Source organism: Pseudomonas sp. NPDC087358 (genome assembly GCF_044900785.1).
In the GTDB taxonomy this organism is placed as follows: Bacteria; Pseudomonadota; Gammaproteobacteria; order Pseudomonadales; family Pseudomonadaceae; genus Aquipseudomonas.
The window spans coordinates 21,437-29,581 of the sequence record NZ_JBJDOA010000002.1; the positions used below are offsets into that span (position 1 = coordinate 21,437).

Sequence of the window (8,145 nt, forward strand, 5' to 3'; positions counted from 1 at the left end):
CTGCGAGTCCCCTTCACCTCGGTGACAGTTTTGCGGGGCGCTCTGAGTGGTTTCGCCCCACTTTCGTGCACGCGCCGTGCACCGAATTCGACCCAGTGCCCATTTTGATGGCTTGTTGCTATCGGTCCGTTTCTTGCTTATGCCTGCCGCATGGGTTGGCTGTAGCGGGCGGTGGTCACGCTTCCCCCAGCCAACCGTTCTGGCCGTCCTCGACGCATATGACGGGCGGTTGTCGTTTTCAATACAAAGACATGGCATTTTGCCGGTAAGAATATGAGACAACATCTGCCGTGGCCACAAGCTGCGGCGGCGGGTTGTCCGTGAGGAGTAATCGGACATGCAAAGTCTTCTGTCGCCAGGTATCCGCTTGCTCGGACGTTTCGGGTTTGCGCGCAAGTTTCAGGTGCTGTTCTTTCTGTTCATGTTGCCGCTGGCGGGAAGCCTGTGGATGATCGGTCAGGATTACCGCACCAAACTGGCGGTCATTTCCGGCGAGCAGTCGGGGGTACGTCAATTGCTGGCGCTGGACGCGCTGGATGCTCAATTGACCGCTCAGCGTAACCGTGCCGCGCGCTGGAAGGCGGCCGATATCCTTCACGATCCAACACCGGCAGCGAAGGCAGCAATGGCCGCGCTCGACGCTGCCAATCCGGCAATGGGGCAGACACTCGCGACCTTGGGCGATGAGCTTAAGGCTCGTGCTGTCAGCGCGGACACCATGGCCCGATTCCAGACCTTGCAGGCGCTGGTCAAAGGCATGGACTCCGAGTCGCTGCGTACCGTTGGCTGGTGGCCGGATGGCTACGACCGCTTCACCTCGGCGTTGACCGCGTTGCAGAGCCTGCGTGAGCAGATCGCCATGGACAGCGGGCTGATCCTCGACCCTTGGCTGGAAACTTATCTGTTGATGCAAGTCGCCACTCAACAGGCACCGGATCTGATCGAGCGCGTGGGCCGGATGGCCAGTATCGGCCAGTCGTCCGTGGCATCGGGGCAGTTCACCCTGCAAAGCCGTTTGCAGATGCGCGATCTGCGAAGCCGGATTGGCGATGCTCGCGATCAGCTGGTCAAGGCAGTGGCTTCGCTGCAAGCCAAGGCCTATCCCGGCATGGAAACCTGGACCGGCCAATACGATGCCAGCCTTCAGCGCTTAGACAGCGAGTTGAAGGTGCTGGATGACGGTGTCTTCGGCGGTACGATCAAACTCGACACCAGCGCGTTCGAGCGCAGTATCGACGGTACGCTCGAAGCGCTGGCTGCATTGCGCAATCAATCGCTGACATCATTGAGCAGTCGTCTGGATTACTACCACGACCGCGCAATCAAGCAATTCATCCCGGTGGCTGCAACGTTCAGCATCCTGGCGTTGGCCGCGCTTTATCTGTTCATGTGCCTGCAGGCCTCCATCCGTCGCAGCGCCAAAGGCATCACCACGCTGGCCGAGTCATTGCGTGATGGCAACTTGTGCGTTGAAGTGGCGGTAGAGGGTCGTGATGAACTGGCGGCGATCAGCACTGCGCTGAACGTTGCGGTCGTGCAACTGCGCACCAGCCTGTTGGGGGTCAATCACGAGACGCTGCAACTGGGCTCAGCCGTACAGACGCTTAATTCGCAGTCCGGCAGCACCCTCAATGAGGTCGAGGACCAGCAGCAACAGATCAGCCAGATCGCAGCGGCCGCGACCCAGCTGGCGGCGACTTCTCTGGGCGTGGCGAAAAGCTGCGAAGAGGCTTCGGGCAGTGCCCAGCATACCCGGCGCATCGCTGAGGACAGCAGCCGCGACAGTCTGCGCACCACCGCCAGCATCCAGCAGCTCAACCAGAAGCTGACCGAAACCGCCAACGCGCTGGGCAAGGTCAGCGAGCAAGGGCAGCAGATTCAATCAGTGGTAGACACCATTCGTGGGATCGCCGAGCAGACCAACCTGCTGGCACTCAACGCCGCGATCGAGGCGGCCCGTGCCGGTGAGCAAGGGCGTGGCTTTGCGGTCGTGGCCGATGAGGTGCGCAGCCTGTCGCAACGCACCCAGGCCTCGACCGCGCAGATCGCCGGCACGGTCGACAGCCTGCGCTCGACGGTGAGCCAGGCGGTGAGTCTGATGGAAGCGGCATGCGGCCAGGCGGTCTCCGATGCGCAGTCGGTCACAGGCCTTGGCGAGCGTCTGGGCGAAATCGCCAGCGCGGTGCAGATCGTCACCGACACGCTGGCGCAGATCGCAACGGCTGTGGAAGAGCAGGCGGCGACAGCCGATGAGGTCAGCGGCAATATCCAGCAGGTGGATCAGGCGGCCGGGCGTTTGCTCGACGGCGCCCGTGCGGTGAACCAGGCAGCGGACACGCTGAGCAAGGGCAGCCGTGCGTTGAGCGACAACACTTCAAGGTTTCAGCTGGGATAAGGTGCTTGCGCTCCTCGGTTGCCTGATCGAGCGCGGTACGCAGTTGTAGCAGCGAGGCTTGCCGGCGATAGCGATGCTGATGACGCCAGCGCTGGCAAGCCGTGCTGCTACAGACTCAGTTTTTCTTCTGCACGCTTGCAGAGGTCTGGCCGAACAGAATCTTCTTACCTTCTTCGGTCACCGACGCGCGGTTCTGCGAAAGCGCTTCGCCCCGGGCATAGGCCCGCACAGTCGCCGGACGGGCCTGGATGGTATGGAACCAGCGTTTCAGGTTCGCAAAGTCATCCAGATTCTGCTGCTGGCGCTGCCAAGGGACCACCCACGGATACGCGGCCATGTCCGCCACCGAGTAGTGCTCGCCGGCGATGAACGTTCGGCCTTCCAGTTGGCGGTCCAGCACCCCGTACAGGCGGTTGGTTTCGTTGACGTAGCGAGTGATCGCATACGGCAGCTTCTCTGGCGCATACACGCCAAAATGGTGATTCTGCCCCGCCATCGGCCCCAGGCCACCCATCTGCCACATCAACCATTCGGTGACGGTTTTCTTGCCGCGGACATCGGTTGGCAGGAACTGCCCGGTTTTTTCGCCCAGATACAACAAAATTGCCCCCGATTCGAAAACCCTGATCGGCTCACCTCCGTCGGCCGGCGTAGTGTCGATGATCGCCGGCATGCGGTTGTTCGGGGAAAACGCCAGAAAGTCCGGCTTGAACTGATCCCCGGCGCTGATATCGACCGGGTGGATGCGATAGTCCAGGCCTGCCTCTTCGAGGAACAGGGTGATTTTGTGGCCGTTGGGCGTTGGCCAGTAGTAGAGCTCAATCATCGCTAGGCTTCCGTGATGGACGGGAGAGGGAGGGGCGAGGCGCTGCTCGACTGCTGGGGTTCGAGCAGGGCAGCGACGGGTCTGGTGATGCTCTCCAGCAACGCGCGCTGTGGCCTGACGCGCGCCAGCACGCGAATGCCCAATAGCACGCCGAGGAGCAGGCGGGCGAGGTCTTCGGCCGGCTGTGAGCGGGAAATCGTGCCGTCGTTCTGACCGGACTCCACGCAGCGCCGGAAAAAGCCCTCAGCGCGGGTCAGGAAGTCATCAACGATCACCTGTGCCCCGGCATCATGGGGCGCGGCTTCAAGCGCCGAATTGACCATCATGCAACCTCGGTGCTGAATGTCGCTCATCGAGCGGTCGATGATTTCTTCAAAGAAGGCGGCGATCGCCTGACGTGCCGGCAGCGTGCTTTCCAGGCGGATGACGCGCTCGCCGAAGCTGTTTTCCAGGTAGTGGGCCAGGGCCTTGAGGTACAACGCACGCTTGTCGCCGAACGCGTTGTACAGGCTGGCCCCGGTGATACCCATGCAATCGATGAGATCACGCATCGATGTCGCTTCGAAGCCTTTGGCCCAGAAACACTGGATTGCAGCATCGAGGACAATCGCTTCGTCGAATTCTCTTGGTCGTGCCATCGTCTATTCCTGTCGGGGCAGGCGCGGACATTGCGCGGTGCTCCATTGCTGGCTTAATCTAGATCAATCGTTCTAAAACACAAGCTCGTTTTGGTCAGGCGCCTGATTTGGGCTGTTTGACCCCGACTCATACCCCCAAGAGATGAACGCCATGATCCGTTTCTATTTCCATCCCACCCCCAATCCGGCCAAGGTCGCGCTGTTTCTCGAAGAGGCCGGGCTGGACTACGAGGTGGTGCCGGTCGATACCAGCAAGGGCGAACAGCATCTGCACGAGTTTCGTGCAATCAATCCCAACGGCAAGGTACCGGCGATCATCGATACCGAAGGGCCTGGCGGAAAAGCGGCGAGGGTGTTCGATTCCAGCGCCATTCTGCTGTATCTGGGAGAGAAGACCGGGCAGTTCATGGGCGCGCCTGAAGACAAGCCTGAACTGCTTTCATGGCTGTTTTTCATCGCCTCGGGGCTTGGGCCGTTTTCCGGCCAGGCCGTGCATTTTCAGTACGCGGCGCCTGAGGGCAACGACTATGCAGTGAATCGTTATCGCCGTGAAATCGAGCGCCACTACGAGGTGCTCGATGGGCATCTGGCGGGCCGCGAGTACATCGTCGGTAACGACTACACCCTCGCTGACATTTCCACCTGGGGCTGGCTGATCCGGGCGCCACGGGTGATGAAGGGAGCCGAGGACGCGCTGGCTGCCTACCCCAACCTCAAGCGCTGGTTCCAGAACATCGATGCCCGCCCGGCCGCCGCCAGGGCGAAGGATGTGGGCAAGGATCACGCGTTCAAGAAGGACATGGACGATGAGGCCCGACGCGCGTTGTTCCCGTCGAACTATGCAAAAACGGTTTGACGAGTTTCATGACGTTCGGCTGAAAAACTCCCGCGCAACAAAAAGCCCCCGAATGGGGGCTTCTCGTGGCAGGGCGTCTGGCTAACCAGAAACGACTGCGATCAGACGTTGAAACGGAAGTGCAAAACGTCACCGTCCTTGACGATGTAGTCCTTGCCTTCCAGGCGCCATTTGCCTGCTTCCTTGGCACCGGCTTCGCCCTTGTACTGGATGAAGTCGTTGTAGGCGACGCATTCGGCGCGAATAAAGCCTTTTTCGAAGTCGGTGTGGATCACGCCAGCGGCTTGCGGAGCAGTGGCACCCACGCGGACGGTCCAGGCGCGGACTTCTTCAACACCGGCGGTGAAGTAGGTCTGCAGGTGGAGCATTTCGTAACCGGCGCGGATCACGCGGTTCAAGCCAGGTTCTTCAAGGCCCAGGGCTTCGAGGAACATGTCTTTCTCTTCACCGTCGTCAAGCTCCGCGATTTCAGCTTCGATCTTGTTGCAGACCGGCACCAGCATCGCGCCTTCCTCTTCGGCGATGGCGCGAACCACGTCCAGAAGCGGGTTGTTCTCGAAGCCGTCTTCGGCGACGTTGGCGATGTACATGACCGGTTTGGTGGTCAGCAGGTGGAAACCCTTGATCACGGCCTTCTCATCGGCGCCCATGTTCTTCATCAGGGTGCGTGCAGGTTTGCCTTCGGTGAAGTGAGCGATCAGTTGTTCCAGCAGGCCTTTCTGGATCACTGCGTCCTTGTCGCCACCCTTGGCGTTGCGCGCGACTTTCTGCAGCTGTTTTTCGCAGCTGTCGAGGTCAGCGAAGATCAGCTCGAGGTCGATGATCTCGATGTCGCGTTTCGGGTCGACGCTGTTGGAGACGTGAATCACGTTCTCGTCTTCGAAGCAGCGGACCACGTGGGCGATGGCATCGGTTTCGCGGATGTTGGCCAGAAACTTGTTGCCCAGGCCTTCACCTTTGGACGCACCTTCCACAAGACCTGCGATGTCGACGAACTCCATCGTGGTCGGCAGGATGCGCTTGGGATTGACGATATCGGCCAGGGCCTGAAGGCGTGGATCGGGCATGGCCACGATGCCGCTGTTCGGCTCGATGGTGCAGAAGGGAAAGTTCTCCGCCGCAATACCGGATTTGGTCAGGGCGTTGAACAGGGTGGACTTGCCGACGTTGGGCAGGCCGACGATGCCGCAGTTGAATCCCATGGTGTTTCCCCTCGAGTGATGTCAGGCCTTCTGGCTGTGCAGGGTTTTCATCGCGCGGTTCCATTCACCGGCGAGGATATCCGGCAGCACGCCGAGGGCAAAGTCGATGCTGGCATCGAGTTTTTCCTGTTCGGCGCGTGGCGCACGACCCAGGACGAAATTAGAAACCATACTGGCGACGCCCGGGTGGCCTATGCCAAGCCGCAGGCGGTGAAAAGTATTCTGATTGCCCAGTTGCGCGATGATGTCGCGCAACCCGTTGTGCCCACCATGGCCGCCGCCCTGCTTGAGCTTGGCAACGCCTGGGGGCAGGTCGAGTTCGTCGTGTGCCACCAGGATTTCTTCCGGCTTGATGCGGAAGAAATTGGCCAGAGCCGCTACGGACTGGCCGCTGCGATTCATGTAGGTGGTGGGGATCAGCAGACGAACGTCTTGGCCCTGATGACTGAATTTAGCCGTCATGCCGAAATATTTGCGGTCAGCTGTCAGATTGACGCGCTGCGCGCTGGCGATACGCTCAACGAAAAGAGCCCCTGCGTTATGCCGGGTCTGTTCGTATTCGGGGCCGGGGTTTCCCAGGCCGACGATCAGTTGGATGGCGGTCACGTCAGGGGCTCTTCCTTGGGTCGAGGGCAACAGCACCAGGTGCTGTCGCCCGTTCAACCGGCGTGCGAGTAATGGATTACTCGGCAGCGCCTTCTTCAGCTTCAGGAGCAACACGTGGAGCGTGAACGTTGGCAACAGCCAGGTCGCTACCGTGTGCCAGAGCTACGAACTCGACGCCTTTAGGAGCTTTGAGGTCCGACAGGTGAACGATGGTGCCGATTTCAGCGTCAGCCAGATCGACTTCGATGAACTCAGGCAGGTCCTTCGGCAGGCAGCTGACTTCGATCTCGGCGACGGTGTGAGAGATCTCGCCGCCTTTCTTGACCGCTGCTTCCTGATTGAGGAAGTGCACAGGAACGATGGCGGTCAGTTTCTGACCGGCAACAACGCGTACAAAGTCAGCGTGCATCACGTGGCCTTTGGCCGGGTGACGCTGCAGGGCCTTGATGATGACGTTTTGCTTGGTGCCACCAACGTTCAGCTCGATGATGTGGCTGTAAGCCGCTTCGTTTTCGAGCAGTTTGGCAACTTCTTTAGCCAGCATGCTGATGGATTCCGGGGCTTTGTCGCCACCGTAGACGACAGCAGGAACCAGGCTTGCGAGACGACGCAGGCGGCGGCTCGCACCTTTCCCCAGGTCAGAACGCAGGTCAGCATTCAGAGTGAAATCATTCATGTTGTTTCTCCAAAATAACCACACTCGCCTTTGCGTTTGCGACCGACGCTCGGGCGATATGGGCAAAAAAGCCCCGCCCCAACAGTGATTGCTGGGGCGGGGCGCTTTTCGTCAACGGAGTTTCGAGAGGGCAGGGCCCTTAACGGAACATCGCGCTGATCGATTCTTCGTTGCTGATGCGACGCATCGCCTCAGCAACTACCGGTGCGATATCCAGTTGACGGATACGGTTACAGGCTTGTGCTGCAGCGGACAACGGGATGGTGTTGGTCACCACCAGTTCGTCCAGCATGGAATTTTCGATGTTTTCGATCGCACGACCCGACAGCACAGGGTGTGTGCAGTAGGCAAAGACCTTGGCAGCGCCATGTTCCTTGAGGGCCTTGGCCGCATGGCACAGGGTGCCGGCGGTATCAACCATGTCATCGACCAGGATACAGGTACGACCTTCGACGTCGCCGATGATGTGCATCACTTCGGAGTGATTGGCCTTCTCACGGCGCTTGTCGATGATCCCGAGATCCACGCCCAGGGATTTGGCAACGGCACGTGCACGCACGACGCCACCAATATCCGGGGAAACGATCATCAGGTTTTCGAAGCGTTGATCTTCGATGTCATCCACCAGAACCGGGGAGCCGTAGATGTTATCTACCGGAATATCGAAGAAGCCTTGAATCTGGTCAGCGTGCAGGTCAACGGTCAGCACCCGGTCGATACCGACGACGGTGAGCATGTCCGCAACCACTTTAGCGCTGATAGCCACGCGAGCGGAACGCGGACGGCGGTCCTGGCGGGCATAACCAAAGTAAGGGATAACAGCTGTGATTCGAGTCGCTGAGGAGCGGCGGAAGGCATCAGCCATCACGACGAGTTCCATCAGGTTATCGTTGGTCGGAGCGCAGGTCGGCTGAATTATGTAATCGTGGTTAGCGCGATCGTTTTC

Annotated in this window: 8 protein-coding genes (1 of these 8 running past the window's edge); 2 read left to right on the forward strand and 6 right to left on the reverse strand. The window is 59.9% G+C overall.

What is annotated here, in order from left to right; genetic code table 11:
- Nucleotides 1-1,387 precede the first annotated feature (1,387 nt).
- Nucleotides 1,388-2,395, forward strand: coding sequence for a methyl-accepting chemotaxis protein (locus ACI2KS_RS03680; RefSeq protein WP_404618455.1), 1,008 nt, complete (start codon nt 1,388-1,390; stop codon nt 2,393-2,395).
- 115 nt (nt 2,396-2,510) lie between these two features.
- Here the strand turns inward: ACI2KS_RS03680 and ACI2KS_RS03685 are convergent, their stop codons facing one another.
- Together ACI2KS_RS03685 and ACI2KS_RS03690 are read right to left on the reverse strand one after the other, a co-directional pair.
- Complete coding sequence (locus tag ACI2KS_RS03685) at nt 2,511-3,221, reverse strand: glutathione binding-like protein (protein ID WP_404617324.1); 711 nt, start codon at nt 3,219-3,221, stop codon at nt 2,511-2,513.
- Nucleotides 3,222-3,223: 2 nt separating this feature from the next.
- Nucleotides 3,224-3,859, reverse strand: a complete 636-nt coding sequence (locus ACI2KS_RS03690; protein WP_404617326.1) for a TetR/AcrR family transcriptional regulator — start codon at nt 3,857-3,859, stop codon at nt 3,224-3,226.
- Between the two features lie 151 nt (nt 3,860-4,010).
- On the opposite strand from ACI2KS_RS03690, the gene ACI2KS_RS03695 reads away from it, so the two are divergent.
- Nucleotides 4,011-4,715, forward strand: a complete 705-nt coding sequence (locus ACI2KS_RS03695) for a glutathione S-transferase family protein (protein WP_404617328.1) — start codon at nt 4,011-4,013, stop codon at nt 4,713-4,715.
- A 101-nt stretch (nt 4,716-4,816) separates the two neighbouring features.
- Here ACI2KS_RS03695 and ychF read toward each other — a convergent pair whose 3' ends face one another.
- The 4 genes from ychF to ACI2KS_RS03715 all read right to left on the reverse strand — a co-directional run.
- Complete coding sequence (ychF, locus tag ACI2KS_RS03700; RefSeq protein ID WP_404617330.1) at nt 4,817-5,917, reverse strand: redox-regulated ATPase YchF; 1,101 nt, start codon at nt 5,915-5,917, stop codon at nt 4,817-4,819.
- Between the two features lie 21 nt (nt 5,918-5,938).
- A complete protein-coding gene (gene pth / locus ACI2KS_RS03705; protein ID WP_404617332.1) occupies nt 5,939-6,523 on the reverse strand; it encodes an aminoacyl-tRNA hydrolase in 585 nt (194 codons plus the stop codon).
- 76 nt (nt 6,524-6,599) lie between these two features.
- On the reverse strand, nt 6,600-7,199 hold the full coding sequence (locus ACI2KS_RS03710; RefSeq protein ID WP_404617334.1) for a 50S ribosomal protein L25/general stress protein Ctc: 600 nt from the start codon (nt 7,197-7,199) through the stop codon (nt 6,600-6,602).
- Between the two features lie 139 nt (nt 7,200-7,338).
- On the reverse strand, nt 7,339-8,145 hold the 3' portion of the coding sequence (locus ACI2KS_RS03715) for a ribose-phosphate pyrophosphokinase (protein ID WP_404617336.1). The gene runs 123 nt beyond the window's last position; the window shows 807 of its 930 coding nt (coding positions 124-930); the start codon falls outside the window, past its right edge — the gene reads right to left on this strand; the stop codon is at nt 7,339-7,341.

Bases quoted from the DNA above. Each gene is read 5' to 3' on its own strand.
- ACI2KS_RS03680 (WP_404618455.1), top strand. From the start codon at position 1,388: ATGTGCCTGCAGGCCTCCATCCGTCGCAGCGCCAAAGGCATCACCACG.
- ACI2KS_RS03685 (WP_404617324.1), bottom strand. From the start codon at position 3,221: ATGATTGAGCTCTACTACTGGCCAACGCCCAACGGCCACAAAATCACC.
- ACI2KS_RS03690 (WP_404617326.1), bottom strand. From the start codon at position 3,859: ATGGCACGACCAAGAGAATTCGACGAAGCGATTGTCCTCGATGCTGCA.
- ACI2KS_RS03695 (WP_404617328.1), top strand. From the start codon at position 4,011: ATGATCCGTTTCTATTTCCATCCCACCCCCAATCCGGCCAAGGTCGCG.
- ychF (WP_404617330.1), bottom strand. From the start codon at position 5,917: ATGGGATTCAACTGCGGCATCGTCGGCCTGCCCAACGTCGGCAAGTCC.
- ACI2KS_RS03710 (WP_404617334.1), bottom strand. From the start codon at position 7,199: ATGAATGATTTCACTCTGAATGCTGACCTGCGTTCTGACCTGGGGAAA.